This is a genomic window from Desulfovibrio desulfuricans DSM 642, assembly GCF_000420465.1.
Taxonomy (GTDB): Bacteria; Desulfobacterota; Desulfovibrionia; order Desulfovibrionales; family Desulfovibrionaceae; genus Desulfovibrio; species Desulfovibrio desulfuricans.
In genome coordinates, this window is sequence record NZ_ATUZ01000011.1 from 671,963 (window position 1) to 693,651 (window position 21,689).

At 56.1% G+C, this 21,689-nt stretch carries 20 protein-coding genes; 11 read left to right on the forward strand and 9 right to left on the reverse strand.

From position 1 onward, the window contains the following. Positions 1–198 precede the first annotated feature (198 nt). Positions 199–705, forward strand: a complete 507-nt coding sequence (locus tag G449_RS18055) for a DDE-type integrase/transposase/recombinase (RefSeq protein WP_022658174.1) — start codon at positions 199–201, stop codon at positions 703–705. 85 nt (positions 706–790) lie between these two features. On the opposite strand, the gene G449_RS0104785 is transcribed toward G449_RS18055, so the two are convergent. After that, positions 791–1,924, reverse strand: a complete 1,134-nt coding sequence (locus tag G449_RS0104785) for a DUF362 domain-containing protein (RefSeq protein WP_022658175.1) — start codon at positions 1,922–1,924, stop codon at positions 791–793. Between the two features lie 515 nt (positions 1,925–2,439). On the opposite strand from G449_RS0104785, the gene G449_RS0104790 reads away from it, so the two are divergent. Then, positions 2,440–2,979 carry a flavin reductase family protein gene (locus tag G449_RS0104790; protein WP_022658176.1) on the forward strand — a complete coding sequence of 180 codons (540 nt, stop codon included), beginning with the start codon at positions 2,440–2,442 and terminating at the stop codon, positions 2,977–2,979. A gap of 36 nt (positions 2,980–3,015) precedes the next feature. Beyond that, complete coding sequence (locus tag G449_RS0104795; protein ID WP_022658177.1) at positions 3,016–3,513, forward strand: nitroreductase family protein; 498 nt, start codon at positions 3,016–3,018, stop codon at positions 3,511–3,513. Positions 3,514–3,622: 109 nt separating this feature from the next. On the opposite strand, the gene G449_RS0104800 is transcribed toward G449_RS0104795, so the two are convergent. From G449_RS0104800 to G449_RS0104815, 4 genes are all read right to left on the reverse strand, one after another. Beyond that, a complete protein-coding gene (locus G449_RS0104800) occupies positions 3,623–4,288 on the reverse strand; it encodes a type 1 glutamine amidotransferase domain-containing protein (RefSeq protein WP_022658178.1) in 666 nt (221 codons plus the stop codon). Between the two features lie 126 nt (positions 4,289–4,414). Beyond that, positions 4,415–4,999, reverse strand: a complete 585-nt coding sequence (locus G449_RS0104805) for a TetR/AcrR family transcriptional regulator (RefSeq protein WP_022658179.1) — start codon at positions 4,997–4,999, stop codon at positions 4,415–4,417. A gap of 294 nt (positions 5,000–5,293) precedes the next feature. Continuing rightward, on the reverse strand, positions 5,294–6,115 hold the full coding sequence (locus tag G449_RS0104810) for a phosphodiesterase (protein ID WP_022658180.1): 822 nt from the start codon (positions 6,113–6,115) through the stop codon (positions 5,294–5,296). A gap of 4 nt (positions 6,116–6,119) precedes the next feature. After that, positions 6,120–7,463: an MFS transporter gene (locus tag G449_RS0104815; RefSeq protein ID WP_022658181.1), complete on the reverse strand. Its 1,344-nt coding sequence runs from the start codon at positions 7,461–7,463 to the stop codon at positions 6,120–6,122. Between the two features lie 310 nt (positions 7,464–7,773). Between G449_RS0104815 and G449_RS0104820 the strand changes: the two genes are divergently transcribed. From G449_RS0104820 to G449_RS0104830, 3 genes are all read left to right on the forward strand, one after another. Next, the gene (locus G449_RS0104820; RefSeq protein ID WP_051135367.1) at positions 7,774–8,877 is read left to right on the forward strand and encodes a LacI family DNA-binding transcriptional regulator; all 1,104 of its coding nucleotides are present in this window, start codon (positions 7,774–7,776) and stop codon (positions 8,875–8,877) included. Positions 8,878–9,118: 241 nt separating this feature from the next. After that, positions 9,119–9,433 carry an ArsR/SmtB family transcription factor gene (locus tag G449_RS0104825; RefSeq protein WP_159060430.1) on the forward strand — a complete coding sequence of 105 codons (315 nt, stop codon included), beginning with the start codon at positions 9,119–9,121 and terminating at the stop codon, positions 9,431–9,433. Further along, entirely contained in the window at positions 9,430–13,347 is a 3,918-nt protein-coding gene (locus tag G449_RS0104830) for an MFS transporter (RefSeq protein ID WP_022658183.1), read from the forward strand. The genes G449_RS0104825 and G449_RS0104830 overlap by 4 nt, the downstream gene beginning before the upstream one ends. A gap of 163 nt (positions 13,348–13,510) precedes the next feature. Here G449_RS0104830 and G449_RS0104835 read toward each other — a convergent pair whose 3' ends face one another. The 4 genes from G449_RS0104835 to G449_RS0104850 all read right to left on the reverse strand — a co-directional run bounded on the left by G449_RS0104835 (position 13,511) and on the right by G449_RS0104850 (position 16,314). Then, positions 13,511–14,152 (reverse strand): LysE family translocator, encoded by a 642-nt coding sequence (locus G449_RS0104835; RefSeq protein WP_022658185.1) that lies wholly within the window; start codon positions 14,150–14,152, stop codon positions 13,511–13,513. A gap of 70 nt (positions 14,153–14,222) precedes the next feature. Continuing rightward, positions 14,223–14,708, reverse strand: coding sequence for a hypothetical protein (locus tag G449_RS0104840; RefSeq protein ID WP_022658186.1), 486 nt, complete (start codon positions 14,706–14,708; stop codon positions 14,223–14,225). A gap of 310 nt (positions 14,709–15,018) precedes the next feature. Beyond that, positions 15,019–15,552 carry a lysozyme inhibitor LprI family protein gene (locus tag G449_RS16020; RefSeq protein WP_022658187.1) on the reverse strand — a complete coding sequence of 178 codons (534 nt, stop codon included), beginning with the start codon at positions 15,550–15,552 and terminating at the stop codon, positions 15,019–15,021. A 72-nt stretch (positions 15,553–15,624) separates the two neighbouring features. Continuing rightward, a complete protein-coding gene (locus G449_RS0104850) occupies positions 15,625–16,314 on the reverse strand; it encodes a LexA family transcriptional regulator (protein WP_022658188.1) in 690 nt (229 codons plus the stop codon). Between the two features lie 210 nt (positions 16,315–16,524). Between G449_RS0104850 and G449_RS0104855 the strand changes: the two genes are divergently transcribed. The 5 genes from G449_RS0104855 (at position 16,525) to G449_RS0104875 (ending at position 21,655) form a co-directional block, all read left to right on the forward strand. Next, positions 16,525–16,971 carry a LexA family protein gene (locus G449_RS0104855; protein ID WP_027180721.1) on the forward strand — a complete coding sequence of 149 codons (447 nt, stop codon included), beginning with the start codon at positions 16,525–16,527 and terminating at the stop codon, positions 16,969–16,971. Continuing rightward, positions 16,952–18,280 (forward strand): Y-family DNA polymerase, encoded by a 1,329-nt coding sequence (locus G449_RS0104860; protein ID WP_022658190.1) that lies wholly within the window; start codon positions 16,952–16,954, stop codon positions 18,278–18,280. The genes G449_RS0104855 and G449_RS0104860 overlap by 20 nt, the downstream gene beginning before the upstream one ends. Positions 18,281–18,737: 457 nt before the next feature. Beyond that, positions 18,738–19,946, forward strand: a complete 1,209-nt coding sequence (locus tag G449_RS0104865) for a quaternary amine ABC transporter ATP-binding protein (RefSeq protein WP_022658191.1) — start codon at positions 18,738–18,740, stop codon at positions 19,944–19,946. Further along, on the forward strand, positions 19,936–20,775 hold the full coding sequence (locus G449_RS0104870) for an ABC transporter permease (RefSeq protein ID WP_022658192.1): 840 nt from the start codon (positions 19,936–19,938) through the stop codon (positions 20,773–20,775). Before G449_RS0104865 ends, G449_RS0104870 begins: the two co-directional genes overlap by 11 nt. Before the next feature lie 13 nt (positions 20,776–20,788). Continuing rightward, complete coding sequence (locus G449_RS0104875) at positions 20,789–21,655, forward strand: glycine betaine ABC transporter substrate-binding protein (protein WP_022658193.1); 867 nt, start codon at positions 20,789–20,791, stop codon at positions 21,653–21,655. Positions 21,656–21,689 lie beyond the last annotated feature (34 nt).

Here is a 21,689-nt window from a genome sequence, read left to right on the forward strand (position 1 = left end):
TTTGCTGGTTTGATGAATACTGACAAAGGGGCGCATTGCGCCCCTTTGTCGTTTTGCTCAGCGTTCATTAACGCCGCATGCAGGATTTGCGCTGACTTCTGGCCACTTTTTCGAAGCTGATCCTGCCTATCAATACCCCGCCATTGTCTCATTCGCCAATTACAGCGCGCTGTACACTGCCATATTCTTTCCCCACCTTTGCAGGTAGTAGTTCTCAGAGAAATCTACTGCCTAGCCCGCAAAAAGCTTGCTACAGATATCACCTACCTGCCCACCTTGACGGGCTTTGTCTACCTGTCAGCCATCCAAGATTTATACAATAACGAGATTGTGGCCTACAGCTTTTCAGCCAGAAAAACTCTCGATCTAACGTTTGCCAGCTTGGGCAAACTTTCCGCCATGGCAGGAGCAATACTGCATTCCGATCAAGGATTTCTGTATACCCACAAATTTTACCAAGTGGAACTGGAACGCCTGGGCTTGCGCAGCTGCCATTCTCGGCGGAGCAACTGCCTGGATAACTCCTACATGGAATCGTTCTTTTCCCACCTTAAAACCGGAGTGTTTGGAGGGAAGAGTTTATGCCGTCCGCAGGGGACCATTGCTTTGGTAGAAGAGCACATACGTTTTTACAACATGGAGAGATTTCAAAAAAGGCTCGGCCAGCTCTCTCCGAGAGAATTTCGGAAAAAGCTGGCCGCTTGATTATTTGCGTTGGCCTTTTTTGACCTGTCCATTTGACGGGTGCAGACCATTGCGCGGCCAGTTTTACTACTGCAATAACTTTTACTTACTTCACCACAATCAGATCATATTCGCGCGTGCCAAGGCCGATTTTTTCGGCATGCTCCATACAGGTACGCCACTCGGATTCGGGGCCAGAATTTTTAAAGTGGTCGTGGTGATCCACAAATCCTTTTTTCGCAAGATTTTCTGCAAGCTGACTGCCGGGCAGGGGTTTTGCCTTCATGCAGGCATCTACGCAGGCCTGATCAAGCGCCAATGGGTCAAATGAGGCGAACATGCCGATATTGGGCAGAATGGGCGCGTCATTTTCGCCGTGGCAATCGCAGTTGGGTGAAACATCCACAATCAGCGAAATATGGAAATGCGGGCGACCGTCCAGCACGGCCTTGGTGTATTCTGCCATTTTATAGTTGAGCATTTCAATGGCGGCATCATGCGCGAAAGAAATGGCGTCAAAATTACACGCGCCCAGGCAGCGGCCACAGCCCACGCAGTTGTTGTGGTCAACCGTGGTTTTCTTGGTTTCTGTAGAGTAGTGCAAGGCGTCATTGGCGCATTGCTTGATGCAGGCCTTACAGCCAACGCACAGCGATTCGTTTATGTTGGCCTGGCCGTTGCTGTGCTGCTCCGTTTTACCGGCGCGCGATCCGCAACCCATGCCGATGTTCTTGATGGCTCCGCCAAAGCCGGTCATCTCATGCCCCTTAAAGTGGGTGAGGCTGATAAAAATATCTGCATCCATAACGGCGCGGCCAATCTTGGCTTCCTTGACATATTCGCCGCCCACAACAGGCACCAGGGCTTCGTCCGTGCCTTTGAGTCCGTCACCAATGATGATGGGGCAATTCACAGTAAGGGGCGTAAAACCGTTCTGCCATGCGCATTCCAGATGCTCCAGGGCATTTTTGCGGCTACCGGGATACATGGTGTTGCAGTCGGTCAAGAAAGGCTTACCGCCGAAATCCTTGACCGTGTCAACAACAGCCCGTGCATAGTTGGGGCGCAGATAACTGATGTTGCCAAGCTCACCAAAGTGCAGTTTGATGGCAACAAAGCGGCCCTTCATATCAATATGGCCGATGCCTGCTTTTTTGATCATTTTCTTCAGCTTGGTGGGCAAGCCATCGCCAAAAGCCTTGGTGCGAAAATCTGTAAAGTACACCTTTGCTTTTTCCATAAATATTCACCTTTGCGTTTAGCAGTGTTGGCGTAATGATGGTATTGCACAATTGTGCGAAGGTTAAAAAAGTCCGCACCTGACGTGCAGTTGCCCGATGTCGTTTTTTCGTCTTCATGGTCGCGGCGATCATTGGGAGAATACTGCCAGCAACAGTGGGCTGCCAAGAGCGGGCACGCCATAACCCCGACATTTTCATACCTCTGGCAAGGCTTGCTTGCTAGCACGATTCTCCTGTTTATTTGCCTGATTCTGCAAAATCACAATGTTATGCTGATGGCTACGCTCCCGTGCCTCCCCCATATGGATTTTGAAAGAAATCTGCTTGACTTATTATACGACCGGTCTAATAATTAATTCACAACACGGGAAGCAGACAAATTTTTTTCAAGGGAATACAAGCTCTTTTCGTGAGAATCATCAATGCCCCACCAAACCCGTCCTGGCTGCACCCACAAATCTGCCGAGTGGCTTTTAAGCCAGCAGTATGTCACCACCCCAATGAGGATTGAATTATGGAAAGGAAAAAAATTATCGTTGCCGATTACGCCAAAAATATTCTTGAAGCTCTGCCCAAGGGCATATTGCTTACCTCAAAGGCGGATGGCAGGGTAAACAGCATGACCATTGGCTGGGGAACCCTCGGCATTGACTGGTCCAGCCCGGTATTTGTGGCCTATGTGCGTGAACACCGCTTTACACGTGAATTGCTGGATAAAAATCCAGAATTCACGGTCAATGTGCCCTTTGGCGAATACAGCAAAAAAATCCTCGGCGTTTGCGGCTCCAAGTGCGGGCGCAACCTGGACAAAATTTCTGAAGCTGGCCTGACCCTTGTGGATTCAGAACTTGTTTCTGTGCCCGCAATCAAGGAGCTACCCCTCACCCTTGAGTGCAAGATCGTATACAAGCAGAAGCAGGATCTCCCCAGCCTGATCACCGAATACCAGTCAAAGTTTTACCCTCAGGATGTTGACGGCTCCGCAGTTGGGGCAAACAGGGATGCGCACATTGCCTATTATGGCGAAATTGTCAGCGCATATATTCTGCAATAAGTTGAAATTGGCAGCACAATAACCAAGGGGGTTCCCATGAAGGAGATTTTCCACAGGGTCAGCGTGCGCAAGTTTGAAGACCGCGCCGTTGAAAGTGACAAGGTCGAGCAGATATTGCGCGCCGCCATGGCCGCACCTTCTGCGGGCAATCAGCAGCCGTGGGATTTTTATGTGGTGACATCCAGAGAAAAGCTGCACGCGCTTGCTCAGGTCAGCCCATATGCCGGGTGCGCCGCAAATGCCCCCCTGACCATTGTGGCTGCCTATCGGCAAGAGGGCTGCCGCTTTCCACAATATGCGCAGATTGATCTTGCCATAGCCATGCAAAACCTCTGGCTGGCGGTGGATTCGCTGGGCTTGGGCGGCGTGTGGCTTGGTGTGGCTCCTGATGAAGACCGGATGGAAAAGGTAGAAAAAATTCTGCCTGTGGCAGCAGGGCAGAGGGCCTTTGCCATTTTCCCCCTGGGCTATCCTGCGGAGCAAAAAACGCAGCAAGACAGGTTTAATGCGGAGCGCATCCACTACGTGAAATAATTTGGGGCCCGGCTTCCGGCCTTGTGTCGACGGCGGGCCAAGGCAACGAAAAACGCCCGGTTCTCCATAATAAGGGGAACCGGGCGTTGATGTATTTGTGCGTGAGCACTTACCGCAGACGTTCAAGAACCGCCTGGGCAATGGGTTCGCTGGAGGCCGGGTTTTGCCCGGTTATGAGCTTGCCGTCCACTTCCACATGCGGCGCCCACATGGGGCCGACTACAAAGTTCGCGCCTTCGCTACGCAACGTTGTTTCGAGCATAAAAGGAACTGCCTTTTCCAGCTGCATGGCAATTTCTTCATCATCGGTAAAGGCCGTTATGGTTTTGCCCGCCACAAGGGGGGAGCCGTCAGGCTTTTTGGCACCTACCAGCCCGGCCGGGCTGTGGCACACTGCCGCAATTACCTTGTCTGCTTTGGCAAAATCGTTGAGCAGGCGTTTCAGCTCGGCATCGGTGGCAAAATCCATCATGGCGCCGTGCCCGCCAGGCAGAAAGATGGCGTCAAAGCCCTCGGCCTGAATATCCTTGAGCGGTGCAGAATTTTTCAGCAGTTCAAGGATGTCGGGCCATTTGGCAACGGATGCATCATCAAGGCTGTGGGGATCAACGGGCACCGCCCCGCCCTTGGGGCTGGCAACGGTTATGGAGAGGCCAGCCTTTGACAAAGCAAGATAGGGAACTGCGATTTCTTCAAGCCACACGCCTGTTTTTCTGCCGTTGGTCAGGGCATCGGCGCTGGTTGTAACCATGAGTATTTTTTTCTGCGCGTTCATAAGAATGCTCGCTGTTGTATGTGTGGTGTGGGTTGGGATGCCGCAGATTTTGGCTGGCAGTGGCCTGAGTATGTGCAGGCTTGGCCCGCAGCTTCAGGCTCAGCCGGTTTTGCTGCGGCATAACACTTACCCTGCTGTTAAAACCCTTGAGAACAGCACGTTCACAAATTGTTTCAGTGGCTCGGGCGAGCGCATGACCTTTGCCCGCAAAATGGCTCCTTCCCAGCCAGAGAGGAGAAAGCCTGCAAGCGATTGCGCATCAAGCCCCGGGTTCAGTTCGCCAACCAGTTGCGCTTCGTGCAGGCAGTTGGCAAAAAGTCCGAGCCAGTCGTGGAAGACTTCTTCCAGGCGGCATCTGAACCGTTCGCTCTGAGCGGCCAGCTCCTGCCCCAGATTCCCGATGAGGCAACCCTTGCTGAAGTTGTCCTGTACTGTACGTTCAATACTTTCTTCCAGATACCTGCGGATGCGCTGGAGCGGGGCCATCGTTTCATCATCAAGGTAGCCGTGCAATTTTTTTGTATAGTTTTCTGCAAAGAGGTTGATGACCTCAATGCCGAAGTTTTCCTTGGTGCCAAAATGGTGGTAGAACGAGCCTTTCGGTACGCCCGCCGCCTTGAGTATGGCGTCTATGCCTGTGGCGTTGAAGCCGGAAACAGCGACAATTTCAACACCTACAGCAATGATTTTTTCTCGTGCGCTTTCTTTCATGGCTAAAAAATTAGACCGGTCTGCTAGTGATGTCAATATCTGCTATGCTCAGTCTTGTATCAACTTGATGCAGGTAATGTGACCAAGATTCTGCACTTGTTCTGTGCATGGAGACGTGGGCAGAAATTTATCTGAATTGCGAAATCTGTTTCAAAATAAGCGGATTTGGCAGAAAAGGGGCAGGAAAAAGCAGGCAGGCAGATTTGGCGGCGTGATTTCGGGAGGGTGCCGGGGCTGCCGACCCGATGTCGGCAGCCCCGGCCCGCTTGCGCGGGTGTTTCATGTCGGGAAACACTATTGGGTAGGATTCACCGAGCCAGCAAAGGGATACGGCCCGGCAAACGTAGCCTGCACTGCAATCTGGCAGATGTGGGAATTCCACACGCCCTTGTCAAAGTGGTGGAGCAGATAGCCCGGTGTCTCCATGCGGAAGGTGTCGCCGCCTTCGGGGGAGAGATCAAGATCTATCTGCATGGAAACCGCAGGTGCCGTCATGGCGATCCGCCCGTGCCATTCGGTGACGATGGGGCGGTGCATGTGCCCGAAGCTCAGTCGCATCTGCGGGTTGCGCTCTACAATTGCTGCGAAGCGCTCCATATTTTCAAAAGGTTCGTCCATGGCACCCATGCCCGTAACAAACGGGGGGTGGTGCATGAAGAACATGGTTGGCGTATCCGGGCGCTTTGACAGTTCACGTTCCAGCCAGGCGCCGGTTTCGGCGGGAAAGTGGCCGGAATGGGAGCCTGGGCTCATGCTGTCCATCATGATCAGCCGCAGGTTTTCTTCTTCCACCGTATAGCAGAGGTAGGGCGCAATATCTTCCTTGGCCGGGCACCAGTGGGGCATTACCCCGCGCAGGCGGTCGCGCCTGTCGTGGTTGCCGGGCACGGCGTACACTGGCACCCCAAGGGGCGAGAGCTCGTCGTGCAGGATGTGATATGCGTTAAGGTCTCCGCTGTCGGCAAGGTCACCTGTGATGACAATGATATCCGGCTGTTGCGTCAGGCTTTTTACGTGAGCTACGGCTTCGTCCAGGCAACGCCGGGTATCTACCACCCTGAAAGACAGGCTGTGGTCGCCCCGCAGGTGCGTGTCTGAAAGTTGCAATATACGCATGATGCTAATCCTGTGCGGTTCCCGCAGCGTGCGCAGCCAATCTGTTGTGCCGCGCCTGGATGGTAAAGGCCGAGAACGCGCTGGTTGCTGCGGCTACGAGTACAAAGATGCAGATGTAGAAGGGATCGCCGTCGTTCCACTGGATCAGGGCGGTGCATACGCCAGGCACTATGCCCGCAACCAGAAAGCCCGGGAACTGGTACACTATGGAAATGCCCGTGTAGCGCACTTCAGCCGGGAAGAGATCCGAGAACAGCGCGGCCTCAGGCCCAAAAACACCAGCGTAAAAAATGCTCAGCGGGATGGCGATGGCAAGGCCAACCAGAAACATGTTGCCGCCGCTGCTCTGCATAAGCCAGAACGAAGGGAAGATGGAAATGCCGCAGGCAAGGCTGGCAAGGCCGTAAATGCGGCCCCGGCCAAAGCGGTCGGCCAGGCGGCCGGCGAGCAGGATAAAGGGGCACATGAGCAGGGCCGCAAACATGACCGCCGTAAGGGCCTCGGTGCGCGTGGTGTGGATCTGCTGCACAAGGTAGGTGATGGAAAACACGGCCAGCACGTTGAAGAACACGCCGTCAATCCACCGCGCGCCAACACCCAGGGCAATGTTGCCGGGGTAGTTTTTGCACACGGTCACGATGGGCAGGGTCTTTTTGCTTGTATCGCCCTTGGCTTCGGCCTTGCGGAATTCGGGGGTTTCCAGAATATGCGTACGCACATACAGGGCAATGGCGATGAGCACCACGCTCACAAGGAAGGCAAAGCGCCAGCCCCACTCCAGAAACTGCTCGTTGTCCAGCAGCCACGAAAGCAGGGCGACCATGCCGGAAGAAAGGCACAGGCCGGTGGCAAGACCCATCTGGGGGATACTGGCGTAAAAGGCCTTTTGGCGATCACTGGCGTATTCGTAGGTCATGAGCACCGCGCCGCCCCATTCGCCGCCAAGGCCAAGGCCCTGACACAGGCGCAGCGTTTGCAGGATGATGGGCGCGGCAATGCCAATGGAGGCATAGGTGGGTACAAGGCCAATACCCATTGTGGCAATGCCCATGATGAGCATGGTGAGAATGAGCATACGCTTGCGGCCCAGCTTGTCGCCGTAATGGCCGAAGATAAAGCCGCCAAGGGGGCGTGCAAGATAGCCGATGGCAAAGGTGCTGTAGGCCATGATGGTGCCGATGAAGGGGTCGGCGGTGGGGAAGTAGAGCTTGTTGAACACAATGCCCGCCACCACGCCATAGAGGAAAAAGTCGTACCACTCAATGGTGGCGCCAAGCAGGCTGGCAATTACGACCTTGCGCATTTCTTTTTTGGAAGGAACGTATTTTTGCTGTGAGCTGTCGTCCATACAGACACCCTCCGTGTGGGCTGTCAGCACCGCAATTTTTTTTGCGGGTGCAATTAAAATTTTAATTGAATTTTAATCATGCTGTGCAATAAAATTTTAATATAAAATTTTTTAATTGCCTCCACTGCAAAAATAATGTTGAATATGGCTAAATTTAGGGTTTGATATCACGCTGAAAAAAATTGTGTCAATTGAATATTTATTAAATAAAAAATAATTTTTTTGATACATAAAAATCTGAATAAAGCCTTAGGCCTGGTTGCCATGCGTCTGACGTGTGGGATCGCCCATGACTGAACAGGAGGCTGCCATGACGGCAGAAGCAAGCAGCAAGAGTCGCGTCAGGCATACCGCCGCAAAAAAAGTCACGCTTGCCCATGTGGCAAAAGCAGCCGGAGTTTCCCAGGCTACAGTTTCAATGGTGCTCAACGGGCGCGAAGGGGTTTCGTTTGCAGACGAAACCATTGCCGCAGTCTTTGCGGCGGCGGAAAGCCTGGGTTATCGGGGGGCAAGAAGGGCAACGGGGTGTGCAAACGTTCCCTCAGTGCTTGTGGTGGCCCCTAACGTCACCAATCCATATTATTCCACGGTTATTCAGGCCATGCAGCAGGCTGCCGCGCTCAAGGGCTACGCCACCAGCATCTATACCACCTACCGCAGCCTTGAGAGCGAGCTGGCGGCCCTGCGCCTTGCCCGCAATCGCAATATGGGCATGGCGGGTATTATTTTTGCCATGCTGGCCCATCCGGAAGAAGTACTTGAAAAGGCTGACCGCAAGTTGCCCATGGTCGTTATTGGCGACAGGCGGCAGGATCTTAACGTGGATACGGTGGAATTGAACAATTATGATGCAGGCAGCCTCATTGCCCGGCATATGTACGATCTGGGGCATCAGCATCTGGCCTACATTTCCACCACTCTGGATCAGGCCAACCCCATCCGCATGCAGCGATTGCAGGGCCTGCGCGACACCTTTGCCCAATTGTGCCCGCAAGGCTCGGTACTGGTAAAAAGCCGGGATATCAGCCCCGAGACGGAGCTGGAGAATTTGCAGATTGAGCACATTGTGGGGCTTGAACTGACGCGCAAGTGCCTTGATGACAAAAAAATCACCGCCTTTGTGGCGGTGAACGACATGGTGGCCTACGGCGTTATAGATGCCGTGCGCGGAGCAGGCTTTACCATTCCCGGCGATTACAGCGTTTGCGGCTTTGACAATATTTTCCCCTCAGGTTTTGCGGGCGTGGCCCTGACCACGGTTGAGCATTATATGCGAGATAAAGGCCGCAACGCGCTGGAAATTCTGCACAATAAAATCAGTGGTGCTGCTTCTGACAGAAATATCACCCGCGTGGAATACAGCCACAAGCTCATTACGCGCACATCTACTGCCGCGCCGCGCACGGCTGGCTAGGGTACGCCCATAGGCCTGAATCCGGAGGGCGTGCTGGCAAAAAAGACCGGGGAGCAGGGGCATTTCACCGTTGGGAATTGCCCCTGACCAGTGATGGTAATGTTGTCCCCCCGGTGTTTATTCAAATTAACTATTTGGTATAGTTGGCAAAAATATTTATTTGACATTTTATAACTAAAAAACTAGTTATATAGTTATGAGAACAACGTACCTGAATACCCTCCCTGAACATTGGCAGCCCGTGGCCGCAGTATTCGCAGCCATGGGGGATACCACCCGCCAGCGCATCCTGCTTTTGTTTGAGCCCGGCGAGGAACTTTCCATCAAGGATATTGCCGCAGAATTTGATTTTGGCCGTTCCACCATTGTGCATCACCTTGCAGTGCTGGAAAAAGCCGGGATTCTCGCCGTGCGCCGTGAGGGCAGGCAGGCCCTGTATTCTGTATGCCACCATATCGTGCTGGATTCTCTGGAAAAACTTCGTCTCTTTATTGAAGAAGACCTGCAAGAAGGGGCCGCTGCGCAGCCCCAAGCTGAAAAGGGAACAAACGCATGAACCAGTCGCCCGAATCACTCCCGGCAGCCAGTGGGAAAAAAATACTGCTGAGCATGGGCACAACCTATGCCATGGGCACATTCAACGACAATTTTTTCAAACAGGCAGCCCTGTTGCTTGCCGCCAGCGCGGGGCTTGAGTCCATTCAGGGCATTGCCTCCGCCATGTTCGCCCTGCCGTTTGTGGCCTGTTCTGCCTGGGCAGGGTGGCTGGCAGACCGCATGCCCAAGAATAAAATGGTCATCTGGTCAAAATTTATGGAACTGGCGGCCATGCTCTATGGCGTGTGGGCGCTCGTGGATATGAACTGGGCGGGCATGGTGGCTGTAGTTTTTTTGATGGGCCTGCAATCCACAATCTTTAGCCCTGCCCTTAACGGAGCCATACCGGAAAACTTCCCTCCGCAGGAAGTGCCACGGGTCAATGCCCTGCTCAAGCTGGCAACCACGGCAACCATTCTGCTGGGTATCGCCGCCGGGGGCGTTGTGCTGGATCTGCCGGAATTTTCAGCAGTTGCCGCATTCATCCCGCAGGGTGAGCATGGCTTTGGCCGATTGGCAGTGGGGGCGGTGGCTGTATTTATAGCTGTTATCGGGCTGGCGTCCGCCTTTGGCATTGGCAAAAGCGTTGTTTCTGCCGGGGCAAACGCTCCCTTTCCCCTGTTGGGGCCGGTACATTCCGTACTCCATGCGCTGGAGTGCCGCAGGCGCGACCCGCACCTGTTTCTCACGCTGGCAGGGGAAGCTTTTTTCTACTGCCTGTCGTCCTTTGCCCTGTTGTGCATCAATAATCTCGGCATCATCCAGCTGGGTTTTTCGCTTACCGTTACGAGCCTGCTTTCCGTGGCGATGATGATTGGCATATGCATAGGCTCTGTTCTGGCCGGGCGTTACGAGGCCACAAGCTGGCAGCGCATTATGGTTCCGGCTGGCGCAGGGCTTGGTCTTGGCCTCATGCTCTCCGGCCTTGCCCCATTGCTGCCGGAAGCGCTGCAATTTCCCTGGCTTTTTCTGCTGTTGACGTTTTCCGGCGTTTGCGGCGGCCTGTACCTCATACCGCTTGTGAGCTTTATTCAGGTAAAGCCAGCCGCCACAGAGAAAGGCAAAACTCTGGGGATTTCCAACTTTTCGTGCTTCAGCGGCATACTTCTTTCCGGGCTGCTGTTCGCATGGCTGGGCAAGGTGCCACCGGCCTGGCTTTTGGCTGGCAGCGGCCTTGTGGCGCTGGTTTTCATCGGTTGGGCCGCTGTGAATATTAGTCGCATGTTTTTTTGCGGCAAGCGTTTCAGCCTTGTGGGGCTGTGTTTGCGCCTGCTGCTGGGCCTGCGCTACCGCGTGACCGCGACCGGGCTTGAAGCCATATCCGGCCCCGGTCCAATCCTGTTTATGCCCAATCATCCCGCACTGATTGACCCCGTTATTGTATATTCGCTGCTGGCGAACCATGCCCCGCGCCCACTGGCGGACGAGCGCCAGATGGAAGGCCCGCTTGGGCGGCTGACGGCAAAGGCCCTGCGCGCCGTGCTTATTCCTGACGCCATGAAGGATGGGGCCAAGGCCCGGCAGGGCGTTGAAGCTGGCATGCAGACCGTGCTGAATGCCTTGCAGGCCGGGGACAACGTATTGCTGTATCCCGCAGGGAGGGTTTATCGCTCAGGCCGGGAGAGCCTTGGCGGCAACTCCGGGGCAGCGTTTATTCTGCAAAAAATGCCCGGCCTGCGCGTGGTGCTGGTGCGCACAACCGGGCTGTGGGGCAGTGCTTTCGGCTACGGGGCCACGGGCAAAGCGCCGCATTTTGGCAGGGTGCTGCTGCGTGGTGCGCTGGCGGTAGTTGCCAACCTGCTGTTCTTCACGCCCCGCCGCCCCGTGACGGTGGAGTTTGTGGAAACCGGTGATCTGCCCCGCACGGGCGACAAGCGCGTGCTCAACCCCTGGCTGGAGCAGTTTTATAATCAGGCGGAGCGGCCGGCGCAGGAGATTCCCCGTTTTTTCTGGCAGGGCAGCGAGGCGCGGATTCTGGATGCCGTGCCGCAAAACCGTGCGCCAGAGGCGGCAGATATTCCTGCGGAAGTGCGCGCCGCCGTTTATGCGGCCCTGCGTGAGGCGGCTGGCCTGCCGGAAGATCACCCGCTCTCGAACGACATGACCCTTGGCGGCGATCTGGGGTTGGACAGCTTGGCCCTCATGGATCTGGCCCTCAGCCTTGACAGTGCGCAGGGTGCAACTATAGCAAATCTGGAGCTTCTGGTTACGGTGCGCGATTGTCTGCTGGCGGCGAGCGGTCAGCTTGGCGAGACCTGTGCGGACTCTCCCGCTCCTGCTGGCTGGTTTGCGCCTGCCGCTGACCAGAAACTTGCCATACCCGAACACGCCGCAACCATAGCAGATGCCTTTCTGACCCAGGTGCGTTCCGCCCCTGCCCAGCCATTGCTGGCAGACCGCGCAAGCCTGCGCAACCGGATGGACATCCTGATGGGCGCGCTGATTCTGGCTCGCCGTTTACGGACGCTGCCCGGCGAACGCCTTGGCATCATGCTGCCCGCCGCGCCCGCAGTGGTCACGGTGTGGCTCGCGGCACTGCTGGCAGGCAAGACGCCTGTGCTGTTCAACTGGACGGTGGGTGAAGCCAACCTCCGTCACTGCATAACTATAACCGGGGTCAGCCATATTCTCAGCGCAACGGCCTTGCAGGATCGGCTGGAACGCCAGGGGCTGGGCCTTGCATCCCTGCCTGTGCATTGGGTGCTGCTGGATAAGCTAGCGGCATCGCTGACCATATGGGAAAAGCTTTGCGGCGCGCTCAAAGCCCGCCTGCTGCGTAATCTGAAAGAATACGCGGTGCCGGAAACAGCGGCGGTGCTCTTTACATCCGGCTCTGAATCCCTGCCCAAGGCCGTGCCCTTGAGCCACGCCAATCTGCTCGCCAATGCCCGCGATATTGTGGAGGTGCTGCACCTTGAGCCGGACGACAGCGTGCTTGCCATGTTGCCGCCGTTCCATTCCTTCGGCCTTATGGTGAATATTGTATTGCCCCTGTCGTTGGGCATCCGCGCCGCCTTTCATCCCAACCCCACAGAACCCGGTTCTCTGGCGGCTATGGTACGCGATTACAGGCTCACGCTCATGGCCGCGCCGCCCACATTTCTTGGGGCAGTGCTGGATCGGGCCGCAGGGACGGAAAATCTGGCAAGTTTGCGCTGCGCCTTTGCGGGGGCGGAGAAATGCCAGGATCACGTCTATCGCGCTTTTGCAGCGCAATGTCCGCAAGCGGCGCTTTGCGAAGGCTATGGCGTTACGGAATGCTCCCCGGTGGTCTCCGTCAACAGGCCGGGCGACATTGTATGCGGAACCATAGGCCACGCCATGCCCTCGGTAACACTGGCCCTTGTGCGCGAAGAGGACGGCAATATCTGCGGGCGCGTGGAGGAGGGGCAGACCGGTATGCTTCTGGTGCGCGGCCCCAGCATCTTTGGCGGCTATCTGAGTGATGCTCCCTCGCCCTTTGTGGAGTTTGAAGGCCATACATGGTACCGCACCGGCGACCTTGTGCGCATGGATGAAACTGGCCGCCTGACCTTTCAGGGGCGGCTCAAGCGCTTTGTGAAGATTGGCGGAGAAATGATTTCTCTGCCGCAGATCGAATCCGTGCTGCTCGAAATATTCGGCAAGCGGGGCGATGCGCCGGAGCAAGGACCAGCGCTGGCAGTGGAAGCCACAGCGGAAGAGAGCGGTTCGTCAATTCTGCTCTTCACCCCGCTGGCGCTCTCCCTGCCGGAAGTGAATGCAGCCCTGCGCGGGGCGGGGCTTTCATCCCTGTATGCGATAAAGCGCATTGTGAAGGTAGAGGCGATCCCTCTGCTGGGCAGCGGCAAAACGGACTACAGAGCGTTGAAAGGGAGTGCTGACGCGTTTTAGTTTGGAAACTTGCCATGTTGTTATGCAAAGGGCCGCGGGAAGGATCTGTGTTCCTGCGGCCCTTTGCGATCTTTTTGATCGGCACGGGCAGTGGTGATGTGCAGCATGCTTACATTTGCACCTCGCGCAGCTATGGCGAGGAAAGCTCCGATAGCGGCTACTCTCAAGGTTGCAGAATTGTCGTGTAAAGCAGAGACCCGAGCGCAACAAAGCCGAAACCCATGAGGATCATCCCGGACATTCTAGATAGGCAAAGGGAAAACCCTTCGGGCAAGCGCCGGTGAGCCAGAGCAACCCCGCCGCTCAACAAGAACCACCACAATAACGAACCCAGAAATACTCCCGCAACAACGGCAAGGGCATTGGTTGCCCCCGGAAAGTCGGTCAAGCCGAGGCCTGCGAACATTGCCGCAAAGGAGAAGATGGTCACCGGGTTGGTGAGCGTAAGAAGGAAGGTCGCGGCGATAGTGCCGGAGAGTTCCCTGAATTCATTGGTGGGGGCAGGCGCTGCCGCCCGCCGGGGATTTGGCCGCAGGCTTTTACAGCCAAGCCAAAGCATGAACAAACCACCTGCAAGCTTAAGCCACGGGGCAAGCATCGCCAGTGTTGCTGTTAAAGCTGAAAAGCCAATCGCCGCAAGGCTCGCGTAGATGGCATCGGCCAGGGCCGTTCCCAGCCCTCCGGCTACCCCAGCCCAAAAGCCGCGCTCAAGCGCGCGGTTTATGCACAATACGCCGATGGGGCCAAGCGGAGCTGCCACCGCCAGGCCGAGAAGCATGCTTTTGCAGAATAGCAGAAGTTCCATCAGGCGTTCTTTTTGCTGTGTTGACAGTATGTTATTGATGATCGTGCATCTTCTTTGCTGGAACCTCGATCTACGGGGTTAGCCAATCGTCCGTGCCGTGGTCTCTGTGGTAGCCACCGGAATATCTGGCCCACGTGCAGCCATAAATTTTACCGTTTCTGTCCGTGTACAGATTGAAAACAGTCATGCGTTTGACTGTAACAGAGTCCATTCTGCTTGGTGCAGCAGGAGAATCGTAGTAATAGTAATATGCCCAGATTTTGTCCCCATCATCATTATATTTTTTATATATTGATCTTTGGAACGAAGATAGCTCATGAATATACTTCCCCAGATAGTCACCATCTGAACACATTCGCTCCTCGGCTCTGGCGATATATTTCCACGTTTCAACCCGCAGCATTTCTTTTGGAATCCACATGTTGAGGACTTTCCCGGTATTGACATCTATGACAGGCTTGCTGGGAGGTGGGTCAGTCGAAATAGCAGCCAAATCTGGAAGGCACCCGGAAAGAATGATTATAATGGAGGCAAGCATCAGTATGTTGCGCAGCATGTTATACTCCCGCCATATTTTGCATCGCGGGAGTATACTGGTAACTGATAATAGGCGCAACGATATGTAATTACTAGCTTGTTGGTCTGTTTTGCGTGGCCAGAGAAAAGTAAAACATGCTAACTTTTTTAAATGTATTTATATAAAATTATTGAACTAATTCTTGATATAAGCGTGGCAAAATATTATTTGCGCATAGAGCGCCGCTTGTTTGCCTGTTGCGAGAGGCCGGGTACAAAAAAGCGCACCCTCAAGGATGCGCTTTTGCATGTCATTGATTTGTACCAGCCGTGATGCCGGACCTTGTTCGCTACTGTTCGGCGCTTTCCTGCAAGACGTCGACCCAGCGCGTCATGCGGGCGGTTTGTTCCAGATACCACAGCGATGCCATAAGCGGCGAAAGGGTGCCGCCGTTGGGGTCAAACATGGCAAGGGAACCGCTCTTGCGCAGGGCATCCCACGCGCTCAGGGCGTCATTAAAAGCCTTGGCGCGTTCCGGGTTGAGGGTGGCGGCAACGCGCGCGCGTTGCGCGTTCATGCGGGTTTCAAGACGTTCCTGTTCCGCATTCATGCAGTCCTGCATGCCGGTTGTCACCCCCGCAGCTTCGTCCATGCAGGCCTGATAGGTCTGGCTGAACAGATTCTCCGCCGGGAGGGCGGAGTCTTGCTGGTCAGGGCTGTCGGCGGTAGCGGCGGCGCTGGCATCCTGCTGCGCCGGGGGCGCAGCTTGCGGTGCGGCCTCTGCGGCAAGGGCGGGGTAGGCAACAAGCAGCACGGCGCAGAGCGCACTGAATGCGGCAAGATTGGCAAAGAACGTTGCAAAGGATCGACGAGCAGACGACATCCCAGACTCCTTGGCGAAAAAAACCTTATATGTTGAAAGTGTACGCGCGCCGGGTGCCGTGCGCAAGCATTCTTACCTGTATTCCCTTCCAGACCACAGCACGCGGCCAATAACCCTGAACTGGTCGGCGCAGTCGCCGCGCAGGTCAAGGCTCACAGGCGGATAGGCCGGGTTGACGCTGTTCAGAACAATCTTGCCGGGCAGCTTGTCAATCCGTTTTATATAGATGGCATCTTCAAATCCAACGGCATAAAGCCGCCCGGGGCTGATTTCCGTCTGCCCCCGATCCAGCAGCACCAGATCGTTGTCAAAAATTTCCGGCACCATGCTGTCGCCAGAAACACGCATGAGCACCATACGCCGGGGGTTGCCCTTGCGGCGTAAAAAATCGCCTCTGAAGGCATAGCTGCCCTGGCTGTGACTGTTGACCTCAAGACTGCCCGTACCGGCAGAGAGCCGCGCTTCTGCCAGCGGCACACTGATGAGATCTGTTTCGCAATCCGCCTGAATGCTGGGCAGTTCGCCATCCGCCGCTTCCGGCAGCCGCATGGGCCCGCTACCAAAAAAAAGCCAGTGGGCGTTTACGCCTGTATGGGCGGCGCAGGTCTGAATCCACGCAGGCGGCACTTCGCCGCGTTTGCGCGCTCCACACACGGATTGTGGGGTGATGCCCAGCGATCTTGCCAGTTCGGCATCGCTGACCACGCTGAGGGCCTGCATAAGCCTTTGCAATGTTTCTTTGAACTCTGATTTTTCAGGCATGGCGTTCCTCGCTTCCGCGCGAATGGGTGATTGCCGCACACGCTTTCGGCGGGGTTGTTTCAACTTTTCATTCAGGGTATCAATCTCAGGCGTTGCTTGCAAGGAGAAAATAAGCTAAAAACTGATGGTCGCGTGGTTTTGCCCCGCATTTTTGCAGATTTTGCCATCCGCACCCATCGGGCTGCGGTGAGCCGATCCACAGGAGGCGGTATGGCTTTCATTTCGTCTTCGCTGGAGCTGCTGGCTCCGGCAGCGGCCGTTTCTGACCACCGGGCGGGGCTGCCCCTGTATCTTGCGCCTGTGGAGGCGGGTTTTCCTTCTCCGGCGGAGGATTACCTAGACTGCAAGCTGGATCTGCACAGGCACATGGTGCGCAACGAGGCTGCCACATTTTTTTTGCGCGCGCATGGTGAGTCCATGCTGGGCGCGGGTATCCATGACGGGGACCTGCTGGTGGTTGACCGCTCGGTAGAGGCGGGGCACCGCAAGGTGGTTATCGCCGCGCTGGAAGGGGAGCTGACCGTCAAGCGCCTGCTGCGCCGCGATGGGCGCGTCTTGCTTGCCCCAGAGAACCCCAGGTTTGCCCCCATCGACATTACAGAAAGCGAATTTGTGCATATATGGGGCGTTGTTACCTATGTCGTCCACAAGCTCTGATTCGCCAGCGTCCCTGTGGGCGCTTGTGGACTGCAACAATTTTTACGCCTCGTGCGAAAAACTGTTCCGGCCCGATCTTGCTGATCGCCCTGTGGTGGTGCTCTCCAACAACGATGGCTGCATTGTGTCGCGCTCGGCTGAGGCCAAGGCTCTGGGCATCCCCATGGGCGCGCCGGAATTCAAGCTCCGTTCCCAGTTGCGCGCGTTGAACGTGGTGGTATTCTCCTCCAATTACGCCCTTTACGGTGATATTTCCGCGCGGGTGGTCGATATTCTGGAGCAGTGCTGCTCTCTGGTGGAGCCGTACTCCATTGATGAATCCTTTTTGCGGCTTGAGGCCCCCCAGCGGGCCAATCTGCCCGAATTCTGCCGCGATGTGCGGCAACGCATCCAGCGCTGGACGGGAATCACAGTTTCCGTCGGGGTTGGAGCAACGCGTACCCTTGCCAAGATTGCCACACATGTGGCCAAAAAGCATCCGTCCTACGGGGGTGTGTTTTCCCTGGCACGGCAAGAGCGCGACATCGACCGTGTGCTTGCCGGCACGCCCGTTGAGGATGTTTGGGGCGTGGGGCGGCGGCAGGCGCGGCGTTTGTGGGCCGAGGGCATCTGCACGGCCCTGCATATGAAAAACGCTGACGACATCATGCTGCGCCGTCTGCTTACCGTGACGGGCTGGCGCACGGCTCTGGAATTGCGCGGCGTTCCCTGCCTCGGCAACGAGACCGCCCCTGTGACGCGCAAAACGCTCATGTCCACGCGTTCTTTTGCGCAGCGCATCCACGACAAAGCCATGCTGGCGCAGGCGCTTTCCACCTTTGCCGTGCGCGCGGCCACGCGGCTGCGGCGCGAGGGCCTTGTGGCCAGCGGGCTGGGTGTTCATATCCGCACGGCGCGCCCCGGTCAGGCGGCAGCGGAAGAGCGGCTTTACGACCAGACAGCCCAGTGCCCCCTGCCCCTGCCCACGGCTGACAGCCAGATGTTCATCCGCACGGCGCTGGAGGGGCTGGATCGCATATTTTTGCCCGGCTTTGCCTATGCCAAGGCAGGGGTGATGCTCTACGGCCTTGAACGGGCCGATGCCATGCAGGGCAGCTTGCTGGCCCTTGCGGCCGGGCTTGAATCCGGCGGCGATGGGCGGCGGCAGAGCCTCATGCGGTCGCTGGACAACATCAATAACCGTTTTGGCCGCGATACGGTTATCTTTGGCGCGCAGGGCATGGGCGAGGCTCCCTGGCATATGCGGCAGGAACACCGCTCCCCCCGCCTCACAACCTGCTGGGATGAACTCCCGCTTGCCCGCTGCTGAAAACGCTTTCCCCTTCCTTCTTCAATTTCCTCCCCTTGAGTGCATATGCTCATCATGGTGGAAGTGCCATTTTTCTCTTTGCGTATTTTGCATAAATTTATGATGCAACACGTTATTTATGTTGTATTACACCGCAGCAAATTCTCATATTTGCACAAAATTTCAGTTTATAGTATGGTGTCATTATCGGTACAGAAATGATAAAAAGAGTAGGCATATGGTATAGAATTATGCGTGTAGAGTTGTGATTTTTTCTATTGTGGTTGTTTAACAATTTTGTGCTAACATTATGGAAGTTCGGTAGTAACCGAGGAGGCGTTCAAGAGCTGGTGCTGTCTGCGCTGATGACTCCAGCCCGTTCGTTTTGACGGCCACATTGGGGCCGTGCTTCCATATACTCGTCCCTCCCCAGGGGCTACACCCGCAGCGGTTTTCTGCCGCGGCAGAAGGAGAGTATATGGCGAAGATTTCCGTCAAGAATCTGTTCAAGGTCTTTGGGCCAAACCCGGAGCATGCCCTTCAACTGGCATCCAAGGGGCGTTCCCGCGAAGATATTTTGCGGCAGACACGCTCCACCGTGGCATTGCGTGATGTTTCCCTCGATATAGCTGAGCGTGAGCTGCTCGTGGTCATGGGGCTTTCCGGCAGCGGCAAGTCCACACTGCTGCGCTGCCTCAACGGGCTCATCATGCCCACGGCTGGTTCCGTGCTGGTAGATGATCGGGACATCATGCAGATGAAGCCGCGTGAGCTGCGCCGCGTGCGGCAACGCTGCTTTGGCATGGTTTTTCAAAATTTTGCCCTTTTTCCACACCGCACCGTGCTGCAAAACGCGGCCTTCGGCCTGGAAGCCATGGGCATGGGCGAGGCCCTGCGGCTGAAAAAAAGCGGTGAAATACTCGAGCGCGTTGGCCTCTCCCAGTGGGCTAACGCCTATCCCCGGCAGCTTTCCGGCGGCATGAAGCAGCGTGTGGGCCTTGCCCGCGCCCTGGCAATGGAGCCGGAAGTACTGCTGATGGACGAAGCCTTCAGCGCGCTTGATCCGCTTATCCGGCAGGAAATGCAGGAAGAACTCCTGACGCTCCAGCAGGATATCCGCAAGACAATCATCTTTATCACCCATGATCTGAACGAAGCCTTCCGGCTTGGCGACCGCATTGTGCTGCTGCAGGACGGCGCGGTGGTGCAGACCGGCACGCCGGAGCAGATACTGCAATCGCCAGCCAACAGTCACGTGGCCCGCTTTGTGGCCTCTGCCGACGTGACCCATGTGCTCACGGCGGGCGGCATCATGAAACGGTCAGAAGACTGGGCCGTACTGGGCCTTGACGGGCCGCATTCCGTTTTGCGCAAGATGGCCGCTCATTCCATAAGCTCGCTGTTTGTCATTGATGCGCAGCGGCGCTTTGCGGGCATTCTGTATGCCGCCGACGCCGAGCGCATGGTGGCCCAAGGCAAGACGGACATTGCCGCCATCACCCAGCGCGACATAACAACAGTTTCGCCCTCGACCCCCATTGCAGAAGTAATGCCCATCATGGCTGAGCTTCCTTATCCGCTGGCCGTTGTTGACGAGCGGCAGCGGCTCCAGGGCGTCATCGTACGCGGCCTGCTGCTGGCGGCAATGGTGGAGGGCATGGAAGCGGGAGGTCAAAATGCTGCCTAGAATCCCCTTAGCCCAGAGCATTGACGCCTCCGTAGATTTTCTGGTGGAAACCTGCTCGGATTTTACCCGCGCTGGTTCTGCGGCAATGGGTACGCTGCTGGACGGGTTTGAAAACCTGCTCATGCTGCCCCAACCCTGGCTTTTCATCATCCTGCTGGGCCTTGTGTGCTGGTGGGCCACGCGCAGTATCAAGTTGCCCGCCTTTTCCATGCTGGGCTTTGCCCTGCTCTGGAACCTTGGCTTGTGGGAACCGACCATGAGCACGCTTGCCCTGGTGCTTTCCGCAACCTTGCTTTCCGTGTTGCTGGGGGTTCCCTGCGGCATTCTGGCGGCGGTGTCGGGCTGGGGCAGGCAGATCATCATGCCCGTGCTGGATGTTATGCAGACCATGCCCGCATTTGTGTATCTTATCCCCGCCATTCCCTTTTTCGGCATCGGCAAGGTAAGCGCCGTTGTGGCAACGGTGGTCTTTTCCGTGCCGCCCGCCATTCGCCTTACCTGCCTGGGCATCCGGCAGATTCCCGCAGATCTTGTGGAATGCGCCGAGGCCTTTGGCCTCACGCGAGTGCAGCGCCTGCGCAAGCTGGAGCTGCCCCTCGCCATGCCCACCATTGTGGCGGGCGTGAACCAGACAATCATGCTGGCGCTTTCCATGGCGGTCATTGCCGCCATGATCGGTGCGCGCGGCCTTGGCGGCGAAGTCTGGAAAGCAATCCAGAGATTGCAGATAGGAAATGGCTTTGAAGCCGGACTTGGAATTGTTATCGTGGCAATCACACTTGATCGCCTCTTTCGTGCGTTGGCGCAAAAATGCGCCGGACAAAACTAGACGGGAGGACGCAATGACACGCAGACTTTTTATAGTGGTTCTTGCCTTTATGGTTTTGTGGGCGTGGCCTGCTCAGGCCGCTGCCGGCAGCAAACAGAACAAAACCCTTAAAATTGTCTATGTAGAGTGGGATTGCGCCACTGCCTCCAGCAATCTTGCCAAGGCCGTGCTGGAAGACAAGCTCGGTTACAAGGTGGAATTGCTGCCCGTTACCCAGCCAATTTTATGGACAAGTATGGCCAGCGGCGATGCCGATGCCATGGTGACGGCCTGGCTGCCCGATACCCACGCCGCCATGTACGGCAAGGTGAAAAATCAGGTGGAAATGCTGGGCAAGCTTGTGGGCGGTGCGCGCCTTGGGCTGGCCGTGCCGGATTACGTGCCGCTCAAGTCCATTGATGAACTGGACGCCAATGCGGACAAGTTCAAGGGGCGCATTGTGGGCATTGATCCGGGTTCCGGCCTGATGCAGCTTACGGAAAAAGCCATGAAGGATTATGGCATCAAGAAGTTGCAGCTTGTGGAAGGCAGCGGAGCCATCATGACCTCCAGCCTGGCTGAGGCCATCCGCAAGCAGGAATGGATTGTGGTGACGGCCTGGTCGCCCCACTGGATGTTTGGCCGCTGGCAGATGCATTATCTGGATGATCCGCTGGGCAGCCTGGGCAAGGAAGAAGGCATTTTCAAGGTTGGCCGCAAAGGGCTGAAAAAGGATCATCCCGATGCCTGGGCCTTTTTGACCAACTTTCGGTACGAAGATCCAAGCCAGCTCCAGAGGCTCATGAACTGGAATCAGGAAAAGGGCGCAGATCCTCTGAAAAACGCCCGCCGCTTCATGAAGGAAAATCCCCAGCTGGTAGAAGCCTGGCTTAAAAAATAATTGATACCTGCAAGAGGCGTTGTTGTTCCTCCTG